Source organism: Novosphingobium sp. HNCC26BN242, from assembly GCF_057180525.1.
Genome location: NZ_JBXUGM010000001.1, coordinates 1,610,397 through 1,632,649, shown reverse-complemented (window position 1 = coordinate 1,632,649; position 22,253 = coordinate 1,610,397). Strand labels below are relative to the sequence as shown.

Below are 22,253 nucleotides of genomic sequence, written 5' to 3'. Positions count from 1 at the left end.
CATGGCCATCAAGGTTGCGATCAACGGTTTCGGGCGCATCGGGCGCAATGTGGCGCGCGCCATCCTCGAACGGCCCGATTGCGGCCTTGAACTGGTCTCGATCAACGACCTCGCCGATGCCAAGGCCAACGCCCTGCTGTTCAAGCGTGACAGCGTTCACGGCGCATTTGCCGGAGACGTGTCCGTCGATGGCAGCGACATGATCGTCAATGGCAAGCGTATTCAGGTGACGGCGGAAAAGGACCCGGCCAACCTGCCGCATGCCGCCAACGGCATCGACATTGCGCTTGAGTGCACCGGCTTCTTCGTTGATCGTGCGGGTGGCCAAAAGCACCTTGATGCAGGCGCCAAACGCGTGCTGATCTCGGCCCCAGCCAAGGGCGTTGACCTCACGGTCGTATTTGGCGTGAACCATGATAAGCTGTCCGCCGATCACCTGATCGTGTCGAACGCATCGTGCACCACCAACTGCCTCGCGCCACTTGCCAAGGTCCTGCACGAAGCCATCGGTATCGAGCGTGGCCTGATGACCACGATCCACTCGTACACCAACGACCAGAAGATCCTCGACCAGATCCACAAGGACCCGCGCCGCGCCCGCGCTGCTGCGATGAACATGATCCCCACCAGCACCGGCGCTGCCGTGGCCGTGGGCGAAGTTCTGCCCGATCTGAAGGGCAAGCTCGATGGCTCGTCGATCCGCGTACCAACGCCGAACGTTTCGGTCGTCGATCTCACCTTCACGCCCTCGCGCGATACCACGCTCGAAGAAGTCAACGGCCTGCTCAAGGCTGCTGCCGAAGGCCCGCTGAAGGGTGTGCTCGGCTACACCGAAGAGCCGCTGGTCTCGATCGACTTCAACCACGATCCGCACTCGTCAACCATCGACAGCCTCGAAACCGCCGTGCTCGAAGGCAAGCTGGTCCGCGTGCTGTCGTGGTATGACAACGAATGGGGCTTCTCCAACCGCATGCTCGATACCGCAGGCGCGATGGCGAAGTTTCTGTAAGGAACGCTGACATGAACGGGCGTCTCGGTGGCATTGCACGGCACGAAAAGTCGCGCGGGGCCATTGAGACGCTCGATCACGTTTCAGTCACGTGTGAGCGCGGGGTTGAAGGCAATGCCCGCGGGCGGATTGCACCGGGCAAGACTGGTCGCCGCCAGATTTCGCTGATCGAAGCAGAGAGCTGGGCGGCCGCACTGGCGGAGCTGTCTCCAGACCGTGAACTGCCCTGGCACGTGCGCCGCGCCAATCTGCTGGTGCAGGGTGTGCGCTTGCCGCGTGAGCCGGGCAAAGTCATTGCCATCGGCAGCAGCTTGCGCATCGAAGTAACCTGCGAATGCGATCCGTGCTTTCGCATGGACGAAATCCAGCCCGGCCTGAAAAGCGCGCTGCTGCCAGATTGGCGCGGCGGTGTGCTCGGCCGGGTCCTGACCGACGGTGACATTGCCGTGGGCGACGAAGTGAGGATCGAGGAATGAGCTTCAAGACACTGGATGATTTGGGGGATGATCTGGGCGACCTGACCGGCAAGACCGTGCTGGTGCGCGAAGACCTCAACGTGCCGATGGCCGATGGCGTAGTCACCGATGACACCCGCCTGCGCGCCACCGTGGCGACCCTGTGCGAACTGGCCGACAAGGGTGCCAAAGTCCTCGTCCTTGCGCACTTTGGCCGTCCGAAGGGCCAGCCCTCTGAAGAATTTTCGCTGAAGAAGCTGGCCGCACCGCTGTCCCACGTGCTGGGCCGCCCGGTCAGCTATATCGACTGGGAAGGGGACAAAGCCGCCGTTGCCGCGCTCGCCCCCGGTGCCATCGCTGTCCTTGAAAACACCCGCTTCTTCGGCGGCGAGGAAAAGAACGACCCTGCCGTGGTCGCACGCTTCGCCAGCCTGGGTGATATCTACGTCAACGATGCCTTCTCCGCCGCGCACCGCGCACACGCATCGACCGAAGGGATCGCCCACGTCCTTCCGTCTTACGCCGGCCGCGCGATGGAAGCGGAACTCAAGGCATTGCAGAAGGCCCTGGGAGAACCCGAACGCCCGGTCGCAGCCGTTGTCGGCGGGGCCAAGGTTTCGACCAAGCTCGACGTGCTCAAGCACCTTGTGACCAAAGTCGATCACCTGATCATCGGCGGCGGCATGGCCAATACGTTCCTCGCCGCGCGCGGCGTGAATGTCGGCAAATCGCTGTGCGAGCATGACCTGACCGGCACCGCTGAGGAAATCCTCGACAATGCCGACAAGGCAGGCTGCACCGTCCACCTGCCTTACGACGTTGTTGTGTCGAAGGAATTCGCCGCCAATCCACCCTCGCTTCGCACCTGCAACGTGCACGAAGTGGCCTCAGACGAGATGATCCTTGATGTTGGCCCGGCTGCGGTCGAAGCTTTGGCCGATGCGCTCAAGACCTGCCGCACGCTGGTGTGGAACGGCCCGATGGGCGCGTTTGAGACCGAGCCTTTCGATACGGCCACAGTTGCACTTGCGAAGACCGCCGCTGCGCTCACCAAGGAAGGCTCGCTCGTCTCGGTTGCGGGTGGTGGCGATACCGTCGCCGCGCTCAATCACGCGGGCGTGGCGGGCGATTTTTCCTATGTCTCCACCGCAGGCGGGGCATTCCTCGAATGGATGGAAGGCAAAGTGCTTCCGGGCGTCGCCTCGCTTGAAGCATAAAAAACTGAAGGGCGCGTGTTGCACTGCGGCACGCGCTCCTTTAAGGGTTGTATCCGCATAGGAATGCGCCTCTCCAGACGCTCGCCAAATCGCTGAGCGTTTTTTTATGGCGCATTCGTGCATAGGTATGCGGAACCGGAATTCCGGGCCTTCCGCCAGAACAGGACGGGCTGATGAACACGACCGAAATGACCACCAAGATGGCCTCCGGCAACGGCTTTATTGCCGCCCTTGATCAGTCGGGTGGCTCCACGCCAAAGGCACTAGCAGGCTACGGCGTGACTGAAGATGCCTGGACCACCGAAGAGGAAATGTTCGGCCTGATCCACGATATGCGCGCCCGCATCATCCGGTCGGACGTGTTTCACGGTGACAAGGTCATCGGCGCGATCCTGTTCGAACGCACGATGGATGGCAACGTCGATGGCAAGTCGGTTCCTGCCGCACTGATCGAAAAGGGCGTCGTACCCTTCATCAAGATCGACAAGGGCTTGGAAGACGAAGGCTTTGGCGGTTTTGGGGGCGTCCAGCTGATGAAGCCCATGCCCACGCTCGATGCCCTGCTGACCCGCGCAAAGGCCATGGGCGTCTATGGCACCAAGGAACGCTCGGTCATCAACTCGGCCAACCAGGAAGGCATCGCCGCCGTGGTTGCTCAGCAGTTTGAAGTCGGCATGCAGGTGCTTGGCCACGGCATGATGCCGATCATCGAACCCGAAGTGAACATCAAGAGCGCCACCCGCGCCGAATGCGACATCATCCTGCGCGATGAAATCCTCAAAGCGCTTGATGCTCTGCCAGAAGGCACGCAGGTCATGCTCAAGCTTTCGCTCCCGGTCGCGCCTTGCACGTTCGATCCGCTGGTCGCACACCCCAAAGTGCTGCGCGTCGTCGCGCTGTCCGGTGGCTACAAGCGCCCTGAAGCTTGCGTCGAACTGGCCAAGAACACCGGCATCATCGCCAGCTTCAGCCGCGCCCTGCTCGAAGACTTGCGCCATCAGATGACCGAAGCGGAGTTTGATGCTGCGCTGGGCGCTGCGATCGACGAAATCTACACCGGCTCGACGCAAAAGACACTCGTCGCCGCATAACCTGCCCGTTTGGAGAGGACGGAAAGGCCGCCCCGCCACCAGCAAAGCTGGGGCGGGGCGTTTTATCTTGGCTAAGAGTTTGGCCACCATCTGCAAAGCTGGGGCTGGGCGTTTTGCTTGCAGCCATCCATCCGCGCCGATAAGGCCGCCCCTATGGCCAAGCTTTCCTCTGAACTCTACCTGATCTCCCCGCTCGATGTTTCCGGCACTTTCCCCGAACGTCTCGCCCGCGCGCTCGATGCAGGTCCAGTGGCCGCTTTCCAGTTCCGGGTGAAAGGCATGGATGAACATGCCGCAGCCACCCTTGCCGAACCGCTGCAGCGCATCTGTGCGGATCGTGATGTGGCCTTCATCGTCAACGATTCGATCAGCCTTGCCAAACGCCTCGGTGCCGATGGCGTTCACCTCGGGCAAGACGATGGCGACGTTAAGGACGCGCGCGAACGGCTCGGCCGCAACGCGCAGATCGGCGTGACCTGCCACGACAGCCGCCACTTGGCGATGGACGCGGGCGATAAGGGGGCAGACTATGTCGCCTTCGGCGCATTCTTCCCGTCCAGCACCAAGGATTCCAAGCACGTCGCCGGGCTCGACTTGCTCGAATGGTGGCAATCAATCTTCGAACTGCCCTGCGTCGCCATCGGCGGCATTACTCCTGCCAATTGCCCCCCGCTGATTCAAGCCGGCGCCGATTTCCTTGCGGTCAGCAATGCGGTGTGGAGCGGCGACGAAGCCGCCAACATCGCGGCGTTTTTCGAGGCCATCCGCGCCAACCCGCGCATCAGCCCCGAAAGCTGACGGAACATCACAACGCTCCAGGGGTTCTGTGACAATACAGCCCCCCGGAGCCATGATGTCCTCATTTTTCAATGCCACCCTTGCCCTGTCGATTTCGGGCCTCCTCGTCTCTGCCTGCCAGTCAGAAGCACCCGACCCTGCGCCCGCGCAAAGCGAAACATCGCCCAAGCCGTCCTTCGTGGTGCCGATGGCCTCGAACGACCCTGCGCCGGGACAACTTGTCGCCGCACAGGACACCGCGCGCCCCATCATGCAGGCGCAAGTCGTGCTCGAACGTCTCGGTTTTGCGCCCGGCGTGATTGACGGCAAGAGCGGGCTTTCCACCACAAATGCGGTTACCGGGTTTCAGAAGGCCAATGATCTGCCGGTTACCGGCGCATTCGATGATCCCACAACGCAGGCGCTGGCCCGCTGGACGCACATCGCGGCCACGCGCATCGTCACCATCCCGCAGGATTTCGCCAAAGGCCCCTTCGCACCCTTGCCAAAAACGCCTGCCGATCAGGCCAAGCTGCCTGAAATGGGCTATACCTCGCTCGATGAAAAACTAGCCGAACGCTTTCACACCACGCCCGAGGTTCTGCGCGGGCTGAATCCGCAATTGCAAAACGCTCCCTTTGCCGCCGACCAGCAAATTCGCGTGCCCAATGTTGGCGGCGACAGGATCAATCCCGACGAAATTGAAAACAAGGGATGGCTGGCAACGCTGACCACGCTCGGCGTCAGCGATAGCCAACCCGCAGCAGCGCGGCTTGTCGTCAGCAAATCGAAAGGCACGCTTGAGGCCTACGACAAGGCGGAAAAGCTTGTCGGCCTGTTCACCGTCACCACTGGCTCTGAAAAAGATCCCCTGCCGCTGGGCGATTGGACGATCAACGGCAAGGCCTATAATCCCGAATTCAGCTACGATCCTAGCCTGTTTTGGGACGTTCCCGACAGCAAGGGCGAGCACATGTTGCCGCCCGGTCCCAACGGCCCGGTCGGCGTTGTGTGGATTGATCTGTCGAAGGAGCACTATGGTCTTCATGGCACGCCCGAACCGCACACCATCGGCCGTGCCGAAAGCCACGGCTGCGTTCGCCTGACCAATTGGGACGCCGCTCGCCTTGCGCAGATGGTCAGCGGATCGACCAAGGTTACCTTCGTCCGTTGAACATGCTTCCCACGAACGATGTGCCGTGCAAAACAAGCCTTCGTTCGAACATCACGGGGCAGGCATGAGCGGTATTGCATCACCAAGAGAACTGACGCTGCGCGGCGTTGTCCTCGGCGCGATCCTCACGGTCGTGTTCACCGCTGCCAATGTCTATCTCGGCCTGCGCATCGGCCTGACCTTTGCCACATCGATCCCCGCCGCCGTGATCTCGATGGCCGTGCTGCGTGCGTTTTCCGGCACGACCATTCAGGAAAACAACATCGTCCAGACGATTGCCAGCTCTGCTGGTACGCTCTCGGCCATCGTGTTCGTGCTGCCGGGTCTGGTCATGGTCGGATGGTGGGCGGATTTCCCCTATTGGGAATCGGTTGCCGTCATCGCGGTCGGCGGCATTTTGGGCGTGATGTATTCGGTGCCGCTGCGCCGCGCCTTGGTCACCGGGTCGGACTTGCCCTATCCTGAAGGCGTTGCCGCTGCCGAAGTGCTCAAGGTCGGGGCTGGTGTTGGCGGGGCAGAGGAAAACCGCAAGGGCCTTGCCGCTGTTACCGCAGGTGGTCTGCTTTCCGCGCTCTATCCCTTGCTGGCCAAGATGAAGCTGGCGGTTGAGGAAGTGGGCGGCGCATTCAAGGTCGGCTCAGGCGGCACGATGCTGTTTGGCGGGCTGTCGTTGGCGCTGGTGGGCGTTGGCCATCTGGTCGGTCTTGCGGTCGGCATTGCCATGCTGGTGGGCATCGTCATCAGCTTCGGCGTGCTGCTGCCACAACTGACTGCAGGCAGCATCCCCGCTGGGGCCGACCTTGCCGATTTTGTCGGCACCGTTTTCCGGCAGAAAATCCGCTTCATCGGCGCAGGCACCATCGGTGTCGCCGCGATTTGGACATTGCTGCGTGTAATCGGCCCCATCGTGCGCGGCGTCACCGCTGCCATCGCCGCCAATGCATCGCGCAAGAGCGGTGGCAACGAAAGCCTCGACATTACCGAGCGTGACATTCCCATCGGCATCGTTGGCGGCACAATTCTGGCGTCGATGATCCCGATCGCTTTGCTGCTCGCCGATTTCGCTGTCGGTGGTCCGGTAGCTGGCGCACTAGGCCTCACCCTGCTGGCATCGGTCGTTTACGTGCTGATTGCCGGGATCGTGATCGCATCGGTCTGCGGCTATATGGCAGGCCTGATCGGCGCATCAAACAGCCCGATTTCTGGCGTTGGAATCCTTGCCGCGCTCGGCATTTCGCTGCTCCTGCTCGGCCTGTTCGGGCAGGGCGGCAGCGAGGAAGATACAAAGGCCCTCGTCGCCTTTGCCTTGTTCGTCACCGCCATCGTCTTTGGCGTGGCCACGATTTCGAACGACAACCTGCAAGACCTTAAGACCGGCCAGCTGGTCGGGGCGACACCATGGCGTCAGCAAGTCGCATTGATCCTTGGCGTGTTGTTTGGCGCACTGGTGATCCCGCCAATTCTCGATCTGCTCAATTCCACGTTTGGGTTTCAGGGCGCGCCAGGGGCAGGGGAGAACGCGCTGTCTGCACCACAAGCCTCGCTGATCTCGGCCATTGCGCAGGGTGTGCTTGGCGGCAGTCTGGACTGGGGCCTCGTCGGCCTTGGCGCAGCAATTGGCGCAGGCGTTATTGCGGTGGACGAACTGCTCAAGCGCTCGGGCAAGGGTATGCTGCCACCGCTTGCAGTCGGCATGGGCATGTATCTGCCCACGCAAGTGACGATGATGGTCATTCTCGGCACGGTGTTAGGCCATCTCTACAATCGTTGGGCCGCCCGCCAATCCGCGCCCGAATTTGCCGAACGCATGGGCGTCCTCACCGCCACCGGCCTGATCGTAGGCGACAGCCTGTTCAACATCGCCTTTGCCGCCATCGTTGCCGGCACCGACAATCCCGAAGCGCTGGCCGTCGTAGAGGATTTTCCCGCCAGCCTGCCTTTGGGCGTGGCCGCATTTGCCGGGATCATCGGCTACGCCTACTGGCGCATGCGGCGCGACAGCGCGTCGATTTAGCTTTTGGTAGTTTATCCGGGTGTAGCGATCCTGATCGGCCCGGCGTGGACGCACCGGATCCCGTTCGGCGCATCGCTTTGCGCCACTTCGCGCAGGATTTCCTCGCCATCCATCACAAACCGCCGTCCGGCAAAAACCCCGCTGGTCAACGTCAGCCGGTCAGCCAACCGCAGATACGATCCGGTCGTCCCATTAGGTGCCACATAGCTCGAATCTGCAATAGCCTCGAACCCCAGCTCAGGCTTTTCGACCGCCAGCGTATTGGCATCACCGGGAATTTCGCAGGTCCACGGCCCTTTTTGCACGGTCATCAGTTTTCCGCCCGGCACGGCCTGGGCGCTGTTGGCGATGAACAGCATGGCGATGGCGGCAAGGGTCCGTTGTGTCATGCCTTGTGCGCTAGCATGCCAGCCCCGTTTCAGGCAATCGCGCTTGAAGCAGCGGCATTGCTCCGCTAAGGGCCGCGCTTCCCTACTCACGGTAAGGCTCTTTCCATCATGAAGATCAGCGGCGTGGACATCCGTCCGGGCAATATCCTGGAATACGAAAAGGGCATCTGGAAGGTCGCCAAGACCCAGCATACCCAGCCCGGCAAGGGCGGTGCGTTCATGCAGGTCGAGATGAAGAACCTCATCGACGGCCGCAAGACCAATGTCCGCTTCCGCAGCCAGGACACGATTGAACGCGTGCGCCTCGATACCAAGGACTTCCAGTTCCTCTATGCCGAGGGCGATGATCTGGTGTTCATGGACGTCGAAAACTACGACCAGATCACGCTGCCTTCCGATCTTCTGGGCGATGCCGCAGCGTTCCTGCAGGACGGCATGACCGTGCTGCTCGAAATGTATGACGAGCGCCCGATCTCGGTGCAATTGCCTGATCAGGTCGAAGCCACCATCGTTGAAGCCGATGCCGTGGTTAAGGGCCAGACCGCCTCGTCGTCCTACAAGCCTGCCATTCTCGACAACGGCGTGCGCGTGATGGTGCCGCCCCACATCGGCAGCGGCACGCGCATCATCGTCGATGTCTATGAACGCACTTACGTCGGCAAGGTGGGCTGATTAGATGGCAGCCATTTCAGGCCTGATGCGCGTGATAGAGCGCGCGGCGCGCAAGGCGGGCGGCCGCCTGCGCCGCGACTTTGGCGAGATCGAGCATCTTCAGGTCAGCAAGAAAGGCCCGGCAGACTTCGTCTCAAAGGCCGATCAGCATTCCGAACGCACGCTGTGGGATGAATTGCGCGTGGCCCGACCGGGCTGGGGCTTCCTGATGGAAGAGGGCGGTGAAATTCCGGGTGAAGAGGGCAAGCCCCGCTTCATCATCGATCCCTTGGATGGCACCACCAATTTCCTCCACGGTATCCCGCACTTTGCCATTTCCATCGCGGTGCAGGAACCCAAGCTGGATGGGTCGGGCTGGGGCGATGTTACCGCAGCGCTGGTCTACCAGCCGATCACGGACGAAAGCTTCTGGGCCGAAAAGGCGCAAGGGGCATGGCTGCAGGACCGCCGCCTTCGCGTCTCGGCGCGCCGCCATATGGATGAAGCGCTGATCGCCACCGGCATTCCCTTTGCGGGCCGCGGCGATATCAACGAATGGGCACGCATCTACGCCGAACTCGGGCCGCGTATCGCCGGAATCCGCCGCTTCGGGGTGGCCTCGCTCGATCTGGCATGGGTCGCTGCGGGCCGATTCGATGGCTTCTGGGAAAGCGGCCTCTATCCTTGGGACACCGCTGCGGGCTGCCTGCTGGTGCGTGAAGCAGGCGGGTTCGTCTCTGACTACAAGGGCCGTTCGCAGCCGATCTGCGACGAGACGGTGCTTGCCGGAAACGACGCGCTGCATTCAAAGCTGCACAAGTTGCTCGTCGGCGCACTCCGTAACGCTTGACCGATCACGATGGCACTGGCTAAGGGCCGTGCCATCATATGCCCCTGTGGCGGAATGGTAGACGCGAACGACTCAAAATCGTTTGTAGCAATACGTGCCCGTTCGAGTCGGGCCAGGGGCACCATTTCCTATTCCGGCTTTTCCGAGCCGGACCGCGCGGCCGATTGCGCGGCCAGCGCCTCGATTTGCGCCAATGTGGGCCGCATGGGTCCTTGTGCAATGCGCTTGCGTTTTTCTGCTTCCAGCATTTTAAGATAGGCCGCGCGCTGGGCCGGAGTCATGCGGGCCAGCGCCGCCTGATCGACTTCCACAATGATCGGTGACTGCCCGGTCGACATACCCGCCAACACAAGCCCACCATCGCTGGGGCCGCTGCTATCCATCGGCTCATCGAACCGGTCGTCGAACCCGCTTGACCGGAACTGCTTGGCCTTGTCGCTGCGTTTGTCGACCAGTTTTGGGCCGCCCTGCTTGGCTTTTTCGGCGCGCTTCAGTTCCGCGTTCTGCTGGCTTTTGGCCATGGCCTCCTGCGCCTCGCCATCAGCGAACAGCGCAATCAGCACCGAAATCGCCAGCGTCAGCGCTGCGAAGTGCCGGTACATTTTCGGCTCAATGCCAAGAAGGTGAGGTGATCTGCGGGCCATCGACCGCCTGCATAGTCAACGCACGTTAAGGATGCTGCCAGCCTTCATGGTTAAGCAATTGCTGCCACATCGGCCAAGTCTGGCTTGCGTTCCACCTATGTTCTGATAATCGGTTGCGATGGCCAAACCCAAACGCCGCTATGTCTGCCAAGCCTGTGGCAGCGTGACAAATCGCTGGCAGGGCCAGTGCGCCGATTGCAGCGAATGGAACACGCTGGTCGAAGAAGCGCCCGAAACGATCTTCTCGGCCAAGCATGACCTGTCGAGCGGGGGCCGCCGCGTCGCCTTCGTCAACCTGAACGAACCGGTTACCCTGCCGCAACGTCGCACCACCGGCATTGCCGAATTTGACCGTGCGCTGGGTGGCGGCCTCGTGCCCGGTTGCGCCATCCTGATGGGCGGCGATCCCGGCATTGGCAAGTCCACGCTGCTGCTGCAGGCTTCTGCGAAAGTCGCGATGTCGGGCGGCTCGGCCGTCTACATCAGCGGAGAGGAGGCGTCTGACCAGATTCGTCTGCGGGCTGATCGTCTGGGGCTGGGCCAAGCCCCTATCCAGCTCGCCGCCGCCACATCGGTGCGCGATATCCTGACAACGCTGGGCACCATGCCAACGCCCGACCTGCTCGTGATCGATTCGATCCAGACCATGCACTCCGATCAAATTGAAGGTGCACCCGGCACGGTCAGCCAGGTCCGCGGCTGCGCGTTTGAACTGATCCGCTATGCCAAGGAAACCGGTGTTTCGCTGGTCCTCGTCGGCCATGTCACCAAGGACGGCTCGATTGCCGGCCCACGCGTGCTGGAACACATGGTCGATGTGGTGATGAGCTTTGAAGGCGAACGCAGCCATCAGTACCGCATCCTGCGCGCAATCAAGAACCGCTTTGGCGCAGTCGATGAAATCGGCGTGTTCGCGATGGCCGGGGCAGGGCTGGAAGAGGTCGGCAATCCCTCGCTGCTGTTCCTGTCGGGCCGGGAAGATCAGGTGCCGGGCAGCGCCGTGTTCCCCGCGCTTGAAGGCACACGGCCCGTACTGGTTGAAATTCAGGCGCTCACCGTTCGCCTTGCCAGCGGAGCCACCCCGCGCCGCGCCGTGGTGGGCTGGGATTCAGGTCGCCTTGCCATGTTGCTGGCCGTGCTTGAGGCGCGCTGCGGGCTCAATTTCTCCACCGCCGAAGTCTATCTCAATGTTGCGGGCGGCTACCGGTTGACCGATCCTGCTGCAGACTTGGCCGTTGCCGCCGCGCTGGTCTCGGCCCTGTCGGATCGACCCCTGCCGTCTGCCTCGATCTGGTTCGGCGAAATTTCGCTGGCCGGTGAAGTCCGCCCGGTGGCCCACACCCCCGTCCGCCTGCGCGAAGCGGCCAAACTCGGCTTCAAGCTGGGCTGCGGGCCCGAGGCGGGGGCCGAAAAAGTCGAAGGCCTGCGCTATTCGCCGCTCCGCCTGCTCCCAAATCTGATTGACCGCATAATGGGCGGGTCATAGGACCTCGCAGGACATGACCGGTTTTGATTATGTAGTCCTGATCCTTGTCGGCATCGGTGCCGTCGGCGGCTTCCTTCGCGGGTTCGTCGAAGAAGTCCTGTCGCTTGCCGCTTGGTGTCTGGCCTTGCTGGCCGTGCATTACCTCCACGAAGACCTGACCGTCTGGCTCTCCGCCCATTTGCCGACCGAGACGGGCGCGGGCGTGCTGGCCTTTGCGCTGCTGTTGCTCGGCCCCTACATCGCAACCCGCATGATCGCGCGGCGCATGGGCAGTGCCAGTCGCGATTCGGTGGTGGGTCCAATTGATCGCCTGCTCGGGTTCGGCTTTGGCGCACTGAAGGGCTTTATCATTGTCGTGCTGGGCTATTCGATCACGGTGTTCGGCTATGATCTGGCGTGGGGCGCAGATGGCCGCCCGCAATGGATCACGCAGGCCCGTACATATCCGCTGCTCAATGCCGCCAGTGAGGAATTGCTCACGCTGATCTCCGAACGGCGCGAACAGGCCGCAGATCAGGCGCGCGAGGCGACCCGCAACAAGGCCCGCAAACAAGCGCTGGGTGACTAAGATGAGCGCCAGTGTTTCGAGTGGGGGTCGGAGGCTCTACACGCCCGAAGTGCTGGCCGCCGCGATGGAGCTTGCCGCCTTCCCATGGCGCGATGATCTGCCCTACACCGGCACGGCTCGCTCCCGCAGCTGCGGCAGCACGCTCGATCTTGCGCTCGAAACCGATGCTGTCGGCGCAATCACCGCGTTGGCCCTGCGCCCACACGCTTGCGCCATTGGTCAGGCCGCAGCCGCCCAATTCGTGCGCGGCGCAAAAGGCCAAACCCGCGCCGCCATAGCCCAAGCGCGCGCCAGCCTTGCGCTCTGGCTTGCCGGAGATGGGGAGCAGCCTGATTGGCCGGGCCTTGCCCTGCTCGATCCGGCCCGCGATTATCCGGCCCGTCATGGCGCAATCCTGTTGGCATGGGATGCGGCGCTTGCCGCCTTGCCTGATCATAACAAACTGCCCGCAGAATGAACAAAGGCGGGGCTTGCCGCCGGGCCAAGCGGTTGGCTACAGCACGCAGCAATAAAGCATGGTCCGGGGGAATTTTGGCGTGACTGCAACCGTGTCGAGCGAACACAAGATCGAGCCGAGTGCATCGGACATACGGCTTGTCATTGCCGCCAGTTCCGCCGGTACCGTGTTCGAATGGTACGATTTCTTCATCTACGGCACACTGGCCGCCATCATCGGCAAGACCTTTTTCCCCTCAGACAATGCCACCTTGCAGGTCCTGCTGGTCTGGGCTGGCTTTGCCGTCGGCTTCGGCTTTCGCCCCTTGGGCGCAATCCTGTTCGGCTATCTGGGCGACAAGCTGGGCCGCAAATATACGTTCCTTGTCACCGTCACGCTGATGGGCATTGCCACGGCGGGGGTGGGCCTCATCCCCTCAGCAGAGAGCATCGGCCTGTTCGCGCCCGCCATCGTCCTGCTGCTGCGCGTGCTCCAAGGTCTGGCACTGGGCGGAGAATATGGCGGCGCGGCGATCTATGTTGCCGAACATGCGCCGGGCGGCAGACGCGGCTATTACACCAGCTATATTCAGGCCAGCGTCGTCGGCGGCTTCGTGCTCAGCCTGATCGTCGTGCTCTCCAGCAAGGGGTTGATGAGCGACGAAGTTTGGCAAAGCTGGGGCTGGCGCGTGCCTTTCCTGCTAAGCATCGTGCTACTGGCAATCTCGCTATGGATGCGGCTGAAGCTGTCGGAAAGCCCGGTGTTCAAGGCGATGAAGGAAAGCGGTGAGCTGGCCGGAAACCCCTTTGTCGAAAGCTTTACCTACCCCGGCAACAAGCGCCGCATCTTCATCGCGCTGTTCGGCATTGCCGCGGGGCTGACCGTGATCTGGTACACCGCCATGTTCACCAGCCTCGGCTTCCTCAAATCGGCCGCGCGGATGGACGATACTTGGGCCGAGATCATCGTCGGCATCGGCGGGGCAATCGGCATGACATTCTATCTGATCGCAGGCGCATGGTCGGACCGGGTCGGGCGCAAAAAGCCGATCGTCATCGGCTATGCGCTCACGCTGCTGTTGCTGTTCCCCACGTTCTGGCTGCTCGGGTCTGCCGCCAACCCGGAACTCGCCGCTGCTGCACAGCGCAATCCGGTGGTCGTGGCCGGGCCAGACTGCAATTACAGCCCCTTTGCTTCCGAACAATCCAGCAATTGCGCCCGGCTCCTGTCCGATCTTTCCGCCTCGGGCATCAGCTACCAGCTTGATACCGCACCCGGCTTCACCGCCACAGTCGGCGGCGCACCGATGGCCATCGCCACATATCCGTGGACAGAAAAAGCCGCCGTGCGGATCAAGGCGCTGCAGACCGATCTTTCGGCTCATGGCTATGACTTTGCCAAAGTGAAACCCTCGGCAGGCAGGCTGGCTTTGGTCCTTGTCGCGCTTGCCCTGCTGATGGCCATGTCCGGCGCAACCTATGGCCCGGTTGCCGCACTGCTTTCAGAAATGTTCCCACCGCGCATCCGCTACAGCTCGATGTCGATCCCCTACCACCTTGGCACCGGATATTTCGGCGGCTTTCTGCCGCTGATTTCCAGCTATATCGTGGCCCGCACAGGCGATCCTTATGCAGGCCTCTGGTACACGTGGGTTGTCGTCCTCATCGCGTTTCTCGTGGCGATCTGGGGCCTGAAACCGGGATTGGCGACTGACTTTGCCGATGACTGAAATCAAAACGCCGCCTGCCACCCTGCGCCTCTCGCTCGATAGTGCAGCGCTTATGGCAAACTGGCGCGCGCTCGATGCGCTGTCGGGCACGGCTGCAGCAGGTGCTGCGGTAAAGGCCAATGCCTATGGCCTCGGCGCCGCCCGCGTCGTGCCGCTTCTTGCCGCAGCAGGATGCCGCGATTTCTTCGTGGCGCACTGGTCCGAAGTGCCCGCGCTTCTGCCGCATGTTCCGGCAGAGCGCATATCCGTGCTGCATGGCCCCGTTAACCGTGACGAGGCCGATTTCGCGCGCAGCACCGGCGTGCGGCCGGTGCTCAACAGCCTGTCCCAGATCCAGCTCTGGACGCAGTCCGGCGGCGGTCCTTGTCATCTCATGGTCGACACCGGCATGAACCGTCTCGGGCTCGAACTTGGCCACTTGGCAGACCCGGCAGTCGCAGCGCTAGATATCGACATTTGCATGAGCCACCTTGCCAGCGCGGACGAGGACGTTGCGCAGAACGAGGCGCAGCGGCTACGCTTTACCGATGTGCGCGCTGGCCTCACCGCACTTCGCTACAGCCTTTCCAACAGCGCCGGGATTGCCTTGGGCGCTGCCTGGCACGCTGATCTCACCCGTCCCGGCATTGCCTTATATGGCGGGACCGTGCGCCCCGAACTGGCCGGGCACATTCAACCTGTAGCCAGGCCCGAAGCCATGGTCTTGCAAGTCCGCCATCTGCAGCCGGGTGACAAGGTGGGTTACAACGCCCTGTTCACTGCCACTGCGCCGATGCGTGCGGGTGTGCTCTCGCTCGGCTATGCTGATGGCTATCTGCGCTGCTGGACGGGCAAGGGCCGCTTTTCATGGCAAGGCCACAGCATTTCTGTGCTCGGCCGCGTCTCGATGGATCTAACGATCGTGGACCTTACCGGTTGCCCCGATTGTGCAGAAGGCGATTGGCTGGCGGCTGAATATGATCTGCCACTTGCGGCGCAGCAATCCGGGTTGTCGCAATACGAATTGCTCACCCTGTTGGGTCAAAGATTTTCCCGTCAATTCGGTCTTTAACGGTACTTGTTAAGATATGTTGCGCCGCACATACTGCACGTGCTAATACATAGCTTCGTCGCAGTAGGAAGCCAGACCATGGCCAGTGAATCCAAGAATGGCGGCACGGTTATAATTAAAAAATACGCTAACCGGCGCCTCTATAACACCAGCACATCGAGCTACATCACGCTCGACCATCTCGCCCAGATGGTGAAGGAAAATATCGACTTCAAAGTGATGGATGCCAAAACGGGCGCGGATCTTACCCACGCCATCCTGACGCAGATCATCATGGACGAAGAAGCTGCGGGCGAGCAGATGCTGCCCACCAATTTCCTGCGCCAATTGATCTCGATGTATGGCAATTCGATGCAGGCCTTCCTGCCCAGCTATCTTGAAGCTTCGATGGACCATTTCCGCGAAAATCAGGCCAAGATGCGCAAAGCGATCGAAGAAAGCCTCGGCGCAAATCCGCTCGCTCAGATTGCCCAGCGCAACATGGAAATGTTCAAGGCTGCCGCCGCCGCCTTCGTTCCTGCTGCTCAAGGTTCAACCGAGCAGCCACCTGCCGCTACCGAGGCCGATGATCTTGACGCACTGCGCAAACAGATGGCTGAAATGCAAAAGAAGCTGGATCAGCTTTCCAGCTGATTTGAACCCCGCAATGCCCACACCGGGCATTGCGGTCACAGCTTTTGCGCTTTAACGCGCAAATCCATGAACCAGCCAGCCATAAAGCATGCGCTCAATGTAAAGCGCGCCGAAGACTTCGCCCAGTGGTATCAAGCCGTGATCGCCGAGGCCGAACTGGCCGAGGAATCCGGCGTGCGCGGCTGCATGGTGATCCGCCCGTGGGGCTATGGCATCTGGGAACGTATCCAGAAGCTGATGGACGCGCAGATTAAGGATGCGGGCGTCGAGAATTGCTACTTCCCGCTGTTCATCCCGCTGTCCTACTTCGCCAAGGAGGCTGAGCACGTCGAAGGCTTTGCCAAGGAAATGGCGGTCGTCACCCACCACCGCCTGATTTCTGACGGGAAGGGCGGGTTGACGCCTGATCCCGAGGCGAAGCTCGAAGAACCGCTGGTCGTGCGCCCAACGTCCGAAACCGTGATCGGTGCGGCAATGGCGCGCTGGGTCCAGTCGTGGCGCGATTTGCCGCTGATGGTCAACCAGTGGGCCAATGTCGTGCGCTGGGAAATGCGCACGCGCATGTTCCTGCGCACTAGCGAATTCCTCTGGCAGGAAGGCCACACCGCCCACGCCGATCAGGCCGACGCAATGGCCGAAACCCTGCGCGCGCTCGAAATGTATCGCGCCTTTGCCGAAGGCCCACTCGCCATGCCGGTGATCGCTGGCCCCAAGCCCGAGAACGAGCGCTTCCCCGGCGCGGTCGAAACCTTCTCGATCGAGGCGATGATGCAGGACGGCAAGGCGCTGCAGGCCGGCACCTCACACTACCTCGGCACCACTTTCGCGCAGGCCGCCGGCATCCGTTATCAGGACAAGGAAGGCCAGCAGGCGCTCGCCCACACCACTTCGTGGGGCGTCTCCACCCGCTTGATCGGTGGCGTGATCATGACACACGGCGATGATGATGGGTTGCGCGTTCCCCCGCAGATCGCGCCGCAGCAGATCGTCATCCTCCCCATGCTGCGCGACAATGACGGTGACGACGCGCTGCTGGCGTACTGCGAAGATATCCGCGCCGCACTTTCCAAACAGAGCGCCTTTGGCGAACGCATCCGAGTCCTGCTCGACAAGCGCCCCGGCAAGGCCACGCAAAAGCGCTGGGCCTGGGTCAAGAAGGGCGTGCCGCTGATCCTCGAAATCGGCGGCCGCGATGCCGAAGGCGGGCAAGTCTCGGCCTTGCGGCGTGATCAGCTCTGGCGTCTTGACGCCAAGCCCAACTTCGTCGGCCAGTCCAAGGAAGCCTTCATTGCCAGCGCCGCGTCGGAACTCGAAGCCATCCAGACCGCGCTCCACGAAGAAGCCCGCACCCGCCGCGATGCCCAGATCGTGCATGATGTGACCGATCTCGCTGGTCTCAAGGCCTACTTCGCCGAGGGCAACAAGTATCCGGGCTGGGTCGAAATGGGCTGGTCCAAGCCCACCGGCGCCGCGCTCGATGCCGTCGTCGAACAGCTTAAGTCGCTCAAACTCACCATCCGCAACACGCCATTGAACGCACCAGTGCCCACCGGCACCTGCCCGTTCACTGGCCAGCCCGCGACCGAGACGATCCTGATCGCCCGCTCCTATTGATTGCCCGAAAGGGTGGCGCAGCGCCGCCACCCTTTCGTCGCCCCCCGCTTGCAGCACAGCCCCGCCCGTTGCATGACGTTTTCATGCGCAACTATCTGATCCTGCTCCCGCTCCTTGCTTCCACCGTAGACGCGTCCACCGCTGCTCACGCCGCGCCCGAGGATGCCATTTCCGAAGCCCGCCTGCGCGAAGATGTGGAAAAGCTTGCCAGCTTCGGCACCCGCCACACGCTGTCTTCGCAGACTGATCCGAAACGCGGCATCGGTGCCGCCCGCAAATGGGCCGAATCCGAATTCCGCAAGGCCAGCGCCGCCTGCGGCAATTGTCTCGAAGTGGTTCTGCCCGAAACCATTGTCACCGGCGACCGTGTCCCCGCACCCACCCGCCTCGTAAACGTCGTCGCCATCCAGCGCGGTACTGAACGCCCGAACGAAGTGGTGATCGTCCAGGGCCATATCGACAGCCGTGTTTCCGATGTGCTCGATGCCACAAAGGACGCCCCCGGCGCCAACGACAACGCATCGGGCACCGCGCTCGTCCTCGAAGCGGCCCGCGTGCTCAGCCGCGAAAAGTTCCCCACAACGATCGTCTACGCGGCGCTCTCGGGCGAAGAACAGGGCCTGCTCGGCGGAAAACTCCTCGCTGACTATGCCGCCGCTCAAGGCTGGACAGTCAAAGCCGTGCTCAACAACGATATCGTCGGCGGCTCCACCGGCTCTGACGGTTACCGCGACAATGCCAATATCCGCGTCCTGTCCGAAGCCTTGCGTGCGGATTCGACCGACGCTTTGCGCGCGCAAATGCGCCGCTTCGGTGGCGAGAACGACAGCCCCTCGCGGAACATCTCCCGCTGGGTCGCCTCGCTTGCGCAAGATGACAGCAAGGGCCTCGCCGTCCGCCAGATCTGGCGCGCTGATCGCATGGGCCGGGGCGGCGATCAGCTGCCCTTCTCTGACAAGGGCTTCCCCGCCGTCCGCTTCACTGTGGCGGTTGAGGACTACGAACACCAGCATCAGGACCTGCGCACCGAAGCGGGCGTAAAGTTCGGCGATACGGTTGACGAAATGGACTTCCCCTACCTCGCCAAGGTTACCCGGCTGAACGTGCGCGCACTCGCCAAATTCGCCCGCACGCCTATGCCTCCCGCCCCGGTGGTGAAGGGCGCGGTCAAACCCAGCACCGACATCGAATGGCAACCCGTCCCTGGCGCTGTCCGTTATAGCCTATGGCAGCGCCGCACCGATGCGCCGATGTGGCAGACCAAGCTGCTCGAAACCGCCGACACAAAAGCCAGCCTGCCCGGCGTCCGGGCCGACGATTGGCTGTTCGGCGTCAACGCGGTCGCAGCAGACGGCTCGGAAAGCCCGATCGCTTCGGCCGTCCCCGGCGGCCAATTCGCGCCACTAATCTCGGCAATTACCAAGCCCTAACAGCTTGCCATCGGGGGCTTGAACGACCACATGCTCCCAATGACCAAACTCCGTTTTCCCCAAGGCCTCCCCACGCGCCAACAGGTGCTCGATTTCATCGCCCAGTCCGATGAACCGGCCGGAAAACGCGAAATGGCCAAGGCCTTCGGCCTCAAAGGCACGGAAAAGATAGCGCTCAAAGCCTTGCTCAAAGACATGGCCAACGAAGGCCTCATCGATGGCAACCGCAGCGCCTTCCACGCAATGGGAGGCGTTCCGAAAGTCACCGTGCTGCGCATCGTCGAGATTGACGAGGGCGAACCCATCGCCGTGCCCGACAGCTGGCAGCCCGATGATGCCAGCCCCCCGCCACGCATTCGTGTGATCGAACCGCGCGGCAAAGTGCGGGATCGCACCGCCGCCCTTCGCACCGGTGACCGCGTGCTCGCCCGCACCGAAGAAGCGGGCAAAGGCTGGATCGCCCACCCGATGAAAAAGCTGCAGGGCGGCGAAGAGCAGATGATGGGCGTCGTCGAACTCGACGCCACCGGCAAAGGCTGGCTTGCCCCGGTCGATAAGCGCGTGCGCAACGCCGTGCCGATCTCCGATCTTGGCGGCGCGGAAAAGGGCCAGTTGGTTCTGGCCGAACCCAATGGTCGCTCTCCACGCGCAGGCATGAAAGTCGTCGCCGTCTTGGGCGATCCGCTGGCCCCGCGCGCCTTCAGCCTGATCGCCATCCATAAACACGGCATCCCGTTTGTCTTCCCCGAAGGCGCCGTGACCGAAGCCGAACGTGCCGCCAAACTCCCGCTCAACGAAGAGACGCGCGAAGACCTGCGGCACCTGCCCATCGTCGCCATCGACCCCGCCGATGCGCGCGATCATGACGATGCGATCTGGGCCGAACCCGACGGGGAAGGGGGCTTCAAGGCCCTCGTCGCCATCGCTGACGTCAGCTATTATGTGCGCCCCGGCGGCGAGACGGACCGCGAGGCCCGCAAGCGCGGCAACTCGGTCTATTTCCCGGATCGGGTCGTGCCGATGCTGCCCGAAGTGCTCAGCGCCGAAGTCTGCTCGCTGAAATCGGGCGCAGACCGCGCCGCAATGGCCTGCCACCTCACCATCGACAGCTCTGGCAACATCCGCGAGTGGCGCTTCACCCGCGCCATCGTCCGCATCTCCGAAGTCATCGCCTATGAAGAAGCGCAGCGGCGGATTGATGTAGATGAGGCCGCGCCGCACCTTCAGAACCTCTGGTCAGCTTGGGCGCTGCTCGAAAAGGCCCGCCACGCCCGTGATCCGCTGAACCTCGACCTGCCCGAACGCCGCGTCGTACTAAACAGCGAAGGCAAGATCGCCGAAATCGCCATCCGCGAACGGCTCGATGCGCACCGCGTGGTCGAAGATTTCATGATCGCGGCCAACGTGGCCGCCGCCAAGGCGCTTGAAGCCAAAGTCGCGCCGGTCGTCTATCGCATCCACGAACCACCAAGCCGTGAAAAACTGACTGCGCTGAAAGACTACCTCGCCACGTTCGACAAGAAGCTTTCGCTCGGCCAGGTCATCACGCCATCGTTGTTCAACCGCATGTTGAAAGACATCGCGGACGAGGCGGAAAAGGCGCTGATCATGGAAGCCGTGCTGCGCAGCCAGACTCAGGCCTATTATGGCCCGCGTAATGCCGGACACTTCGGCCTCGCCCTCGGCTCCTACGCCCATTTCACGTCGCCCATCCGCCGCTATTCGGACCTGCTGGTCCACCGCGCGCTCGTCGATGCCTATGGGCTGGAACAACCACGCCCCAAGGCCGACCTTCCTGCCACATCCGGCCTGTCAGACCGCGACCGTGCCGATCTCGCCCGCGTATCCGAAGCGTTGAGCAACGCCGAACGGCGTGCGATGGAGGCCGAGCGCGATACCATCGACCGCTATGTCGCGGCGTGGCTTTCGGGCAAAGTCGGTGAAGTGTTCGATACGCGCGTTACCGGCGTCCAGAAGTTCGGTCTCTTCGCAACGATCATCGGTCTTGGCGGTGATGGTCTGGTGCCCATCTCTACGCTTGGCGCGGAACGCTTCAACTATGATGAAAAGGCGCAAGCCCTGATCGGCGAACTGTCTGGCGAGGAATTCGTCATGGGCCAGATCCTCAAACTGCGCTTGGCCGAAGCCAACCCGCTGACCGGTGCACTAAAGTTCGAACCGGTCGATGTGGCCGAAGGAGTCCAGCGAATCGAACGGCGCGGTGGCAAAACCGATCACAAAGCGCGCAGACAAGGCCAGTTCACCGCCGGAAAACGCGGCCGCCCTTCCAACATCCGCCATCAAGGCCGCCGCAAGTAGTAGTCTATGACCCGTTCGTGTCGAGCGAAGTCGAGACACCTTTAGCCGTGGCTCGATTTCGCTCGACACGAACGGTGATTTCACCCCACCTGCGGGAGGGGTCGGGGGAGGGCATGTTGCGGCACCCCCGTCGCTCCAAGAAACCGGTCGTCATTCCCGCGCAGGCGGGAAACCAGCACTCCGAGAACATCGTCGCACCGCGGCGTCCTTTTCATCTCCACTGGATTCCCGCCTGCGCGGGAATGACGAAGATCAGCTAAACCGGTCGATCTCTTCATCCGAAATCGCACCCGGCACAATCATCAGTGGGCAGGGCAATTGCCCGGCAATCCCGGCAAAGTGCGTGACCAGCGGGCCGGGAGAGCTTCCCCCCGCAGCGCCCAGCACCAGCGCCGAAATCTCCGGGTGCTCGCCCAGATATTCACGCACGACTTTCGGCCCATCGCCCTGCCGCACCGAAATGACCGGAGTCAGGCCCGATTCGCTGGCAAGGCTACCGGCGGCTGACATGGCCAGCACTTCGGCCCGGTCGCGCGTTTCCTGTTCCATGGTCGCCTGGACACCACCGAACGCCACAAACTGTTGGCGCGGGACCAGTGCGAGGATATGGACCGCCCCACCGGTTCGTACCGCACGGCGGGATGCAAAGCGCAGCGCACCCTTGGCCTCGTCGGTCTCGTCCATGATGACCATATAGATACGCTGCGGCATGGGAT

Annotated in this window: 21 protein-coding genes and 1 tRNA gene; 19 read left to right on the top strand and 3 right to left on the bottom strand. The window is 62.3% G+C overall.

Annotated elements, in window-relative coordinates:
* Position 1: 1 nt before the first annotated feature.
* The 7 genes from gap (at position 2) to AC2A1F_RS07490 (ending at position 7,737) form a co-directional block, all read left to right on the top strand.
* Positions 2–1,009 (top strand): type I glyceraldehyde-3-phosphate dehydrogenase, encoded by a 1,008-nt coding sequence (gene gap, locus AC2A1F_RS07520; protein WP_484208111.1) that lies wholly within the window; start codon positions 2–4, stop codon positions 1,007–1,009.
* A gap of 11 nt (positions 1,010–1,020) precedes the next feature.
* Positions 1,021–1,485: an MOSC domain-containing protein gene (locus AC2A1F_RS07515; RefSeq protein ID WP_484208110.1), complete on the top strand. Its 465-nt coding sequence runs from the start codon at positions 1,021–1,023 to the stop codon at positions 1,483–1,485.
* On the top strand, positions 1,482–2,681 hold the full coding sequence (locus AC2A1F_RS07510) for a phosphoglycerate kinase (protein WP_484208109.1): 1,200 nt from the start codon (positions 1,482–1,484) through the stop codon (positions 2,679–2,681). Before AC2A1F_RS07515 ends, AC2A1F_RS07510 begins: the two co-directional genes overlap by 4 nt.
* Positions 2,682–2,854: 173 nt before the next feature.
* The gene (locus AC2A1F_RS07505) at positions 2,855–3,772 is read left to right on the top strand and encodes a fructose bisphosphate aldolase (protein WP_484208108.1); all 918 of its coding nucleotides are present in this window, start codon (positions 2,855–2,857) and stop codon (positions 3,770–3,772) included.
* Positions 3,773–3,925: 153 nt separating this feature from the next.
* Positions 3,926–4,570 carry a thiamine phosphate synthase gene (gene thiE, locus AC2A1F_RS07500; RefSeq protein ID WP_484208107.1) on the top strand — a complete coding sequence of 215 codons (645 nt, stop codon included), beginning with the start codon at positions 3,926–3,928 and terminating at the stop codon, positions 4,568–4,570.
* Between the two features lie 52 nt (positions 4,571–4,622).
* Entirely contained in the window at positions 4,623–5,723 is a 1,101-nt protein-coding gene (locus AC2A1F_RS07495) for a L,D-transpeptidase family protein (protein ID WP_484208106.1), read from the top strand.
* 64 nt (positions 5,724–5,787) lie between these two features.
* On the top strand, positions 5,788–7,737 hold the full coding sequence (locus tag AC2A1F_RS07490) for an OPT family oligopeptide transporter (RefSeq protein ID WP_484208105.1): 1,950 nt from the start codon (positions 5,788–5,790) through the stop codon (positions 7,735–7,737).
* A gap of 11 nt (positions 7,738–7,748) precedes the next feature.
* Here AC2A1F_RS07490 and AC2A1F_RS07485 read toward each other — a convergent pair whose 3' ends face one another.
* On the bottom strand, positions 7,749–8,126 hold the full coding sequence (locus AC2A1F_RS07485) for a hypothetical protein (RefSeq protein WP_484208104.1): 378 nt from the start codon (positions 8,124–8,126) through the stop codon (positions 7,749–7,751).
* A gap of 108 nt (positions 8,127–8,234) precedes the next feature.
* Between AC2A1F_RS07485 and efp the strand changes: the two genes are divergently transcribed.
* From efp to AC2A1F_RS07470, 3 genes are all read left to right on the top strand, one after another.
* Complete coding sequence (gene efp, locus AC2A1F_RS07480) at positions 8,235–8,798, top strand: elongation factor P (RefSeq protein ID WP_305618510.1); 564 nt, start codon at positions 8,235–8,237, stop codon at positions 8,796–8,798.
* 4 nt (positions 8,799–8,802) lie between these two features.
* Positions 8,803–9,627: an inositol monophosphatase family protein gene (locus AC2A1F_RS07475; RefSeq protein WP_484208103.1), complete on the top strand. Its 825-nt coding sequence runs from the start codon at positions 8,803–8,805 to the stop codon at positions 9,625–9,627.
* Between the two features lie 40 nt (positions 9,628–9,667).
* Positions 9,668–9,751, top strand: a tRNA-Leu gene (locus AC2A1F_RS07470).
* Positions 9,752–9,755: 4 nt separating this feature from the next.
* On the opposite strand, the gene AC2A1F_RS07465 is transcribed toward AC2A1F_RS07470, so the two are convergent.
* Complete coding sequence (locus tag AC2A1F_RS07465; RefSeq protein ID WP_484208102.1) at positions 9,756–10,229, bottom strand: hypothetical protein; 474 nt, start codon at positions 10,227–10,229, stop codon at positions 9,756–9,758.
* 160 nt (positions 10,230–10,389) lie between these two features.
* Here AC2A1F_RS07465 and radA point away from each other — a divergent pair, with 160 nt between their 5' ends.
* The 9 genes from radA (at position 10,390) to AC2A1F_RS07420 (ending at position 21,537) form a co-directional block, all read left to right on the top strand.
* Positions 10,390–11,757, top strand: coding sequence for a DNA repair protein RadA (gene radA, locus AC2A1F_RS07460; protein WP_484208101.1), 1,368 nt, complete (start codon positions 10,390–10,392; stop codon positions 11,755–11,757).
* Between the two features lie 13 nt (positions 11,758–11,770).
* Positions 11,771–12,325, top strand: a complete 555-nt coding sequence (locus AC2A1F_RS07455; protein ID WP_484208100.1) for a CvpA family protein — start codon at positions 11,771–11,773, stop codon at positions 12,323–12,325.
* A 1-nt stretch (position 12,326) separates the two neighbouring features.
* Positions 12,327–12,782 carry an iron-sulfur cluster assembly scaffold protein gene (locus tag AC2A1F_RS07450; RefSeq protein ID WP_484208099.1) on the top strand — a complete coding sequence of 152 codons (456 nt, stop codon included), beginning with the start codon at positions 12,327–12,329 and terminating at the stop codon, positions 12,780–12,782.
* 79 nt (positions 12,783–12,861) lie between these two features.
* On the top strand, positions 12,862–14,490 hold the full coding sequence (locus AC2A1F_RS07445; protein WP_484208098.1) for an MFS transporter: 1,629 nt from the start codon (positions 12,862–12,864) through the stop codon (positions 14,488–14,490).
* A complete protein-coding gene (alr, locus tag AC2A1F_RS07440) occupies positions 14,483–15,541 on the top strand; it encodes an alanine racemase (protein WP_484208097.1) in 1,059 nt (352 codons plus the stop codon). Before AC2A1F_RS07445 ends, alr begins: the two co-directional genes overlap by 8 nt.
* A 78-nt stretch (positions 15,542–15,619) precedes the next feature.
* Positions 15,620–16,174: a polyhydroxyalkanoate synthesis repressor PhaR gene (gene phaR, locus AC2A1F_RS07435; protein WP_484208096.1), complete on the top strand. Its 555-nt coding sequence runs from the start codon at positions 15,620–15,622 to the stop codon at positions 16,172–16,174.
* A gap of 66 nt (positions 16,175–16,240) precedes the next feature.
* On the top strand, positions 16,241–17,788 hold the full coding sequence (gene proS, locus AC2A1F_RS07430) for a proline--tRNA ligase (RefSeq protein WP_484208095.1): 1,548 nt from the start codon (positions 16,241–16,243) through the stop codon (positions 17,786–17,788).
* A gap of 83 nt (positions 17,789–17,871) precedes the next feature.
* Positions 17,872–19,218 carry a M28 family peptidase gene (locus AC2A1F_RS07425; protein WP_484208094.1) on the top strand — a complete coding sequence of 449 codons (1,347 nt, stop codon included), beginning with the start codon at positions 17,872–17,874 and terminating at the stop codon, positions 19,216–19,218.
* A 39-nt stretch (positions 19,219–19,257) separates the two neighbouring features.
* Positions 19,258–21,537 carry a ribonuclease R family protein gene (locus AC2A1F_RS07420; protein ID WP_484208093.1) on the top strand — a complete coding sequence of 760 codons (2,280 nt, stop codon included), beginning with the start codon at positions 19,258–19,260 and terminating at the stop codon, positions 21,535–21,537.
* A 252-nt stretch (positions 21,538–21,789) separates the two neighbouring features.
* Here AC2A1F_RS07420 and AC2A1F_RS07415 read toward each other — a convergent pair whose 3' ends face one another.
* On the bottom strand, positions 21,790–22,248 hold the full coding sequence (locus AC2A1F_RS07415; protein WP_292628839.1) for a universal stress protein: 459 nt from the start codon (positions 22,246–22,248) through the stop codon (positions 21,790–21,792).
* Positions 22,249–22,253: the final 5 nt, after the last annotated feature.

What these genes read in the sequence shown, in the direction of transcription:
- AC2A1F_RS07495 (WP_484208106.1), top strand. Translation starts at nt 4,623, where the DNA reads ATGATGTCCTCATTTTTCAATGCCACCCTTGCCCTGTCGATTTCGGGC.
- AC2A1F_RS07490 (WP_484208105.1), top strand. Translation starts at nt 5,788, where the DNA reads ATGAGCGGTATTGCATCACCAAGAGAACTGACGCTGCGCGGCGTTGTC.
- AC2A1F_RS07415 (WP_292628839.1), bottom strand. Translation starts at nt 22,248, where the DNA reads ATGCCGCAGCGTATCTATATGGTCATCATGGACGAGACCGACGAGGCC.
- efp (WP_305618510.1), top strand. Translation starts at nt 8,235, where the DNA reads ATGAAGATCAGCGGCGTGGACATCCGTCCGGGCAATATCCTGGAATAC.
- AC2A1F_RS07515 (WP_484208110.1), top strand. Translation starts at nt 1,021, where the DNA reads ATGAACGGGCGTCTCGGTGGCATTGCACGGCACGAAAAGTCGCGCGGG.
- AC2A1F_RS07475 (WP_484208103.1), top strand. Translation starts at nt 8,803, where the DNA reads ATGGCAGCCATTTCAGGCCTGATGCGCGTGATAGAGCGCGCGGCGCGC.
- radA (WP_484208101.1), top strand. Translation starts at nt 10,390, where the DNA reads ATGGCCAAACCCAAACGCCGCTATGTCTGCCAAGCCTGTGGCAGCGTG.
- thiE (WP_484208107.1), top strand. Translation starts at nt 3,926, where the DNA reads ATGGCCAAGCTTTCCTCTGAACTCTACCTGATCTCCCCGCTCGATGTT.
- AC2A1F_RS07425 (WP_484208094.1), top strand. Translation starts at nt 17,872, where the DNA reads ATGCGCAACTATCTGATCCTGCTCCCGCTCCTTGCTTCCACCGTAGAC.
- AC2A1F_RS07450 (WP_484208099.1), top strand. Translation starts at nt 12,327, where the DNA reads ATGAGCGCCAGTGTTTCGAGTGGGGGTCGGAGGCTCTACACGCCCGAA.
- AC2A1F_RS07465 (WP_484208102.1), bottom strand. Translation starts at nt 10,229, where the DNA reads ATGTACCGGCACTTCGCAGCGCTGACGCTGGCGATTTCGGTGCTGATT.
- AC2A1F_RS07455 (WP_484208100.1), top strand. Translation starts at nt 11,771, where the DNA reads ATGACCGGTTTTGATTATGTAGTCCTGATCCTTGTCGGCATCGGTGCC.
- AC2A1F_RS07420 (WP_484208093.1), top strand. Translation starts at nt 19,258, where the DNA reads ATGACCAAACTCCGTTTTCCCCAAGGCCTCCCCACGCGCCAACAGGTG.
- AC2A1F_RS07485 (WP_484208104.1), bottom strand. Translation starts at nt 8,126, where the DNA reads ATGACACAACGGACCCTTGCCGCCATCGCCATGCTGTTCATCGCCAAC.
- alr (WP_484208097.1), top strand. Translation starts at nt 14,483, where the DNA reads ATGACTGAAATCAAAACGCCGCCTGCCACCCTGCGCCTCTCGCTCGAT.
- AC2A1F_RS07510 (WP_484208109.1), top strand. Translation starts at nt 1,482, where the DNA reads ATGAGCTTCAAGACACTGGATGATTTGGGGGATGATCTGGGCGACCTG.
- phaR (WP_484208096.1), top strand. Translation starts at nt 15,620, where the DNA reads ATGGCCAGTGAATCCAAGAATGGCGGCACGGTTATAATTAAAAAATAC.
- AC2A1F_RS07505 (WP_484208108.1), top strand. Translation starts at nt 2,855, where the DNA reads ATGAACACGACCGAAATGACCACCAAGATGGCCTCCGGCAACGGCTTT.
- proS (WP_484208095.1), top strand. Translation starts at nt 16,241, where the DNA reads ATGAACCAGCCAGCCATAAAGCATGCGCTCAATGTAAAGCGCGCCGAA.
- gap (WP_484208111.1), top strand. Translation starts at nt 2, where the DNA reads ATGGCCATCAAGGTTGCGATCAACGGTTTCGGGCGCATCGGGCGCAAT.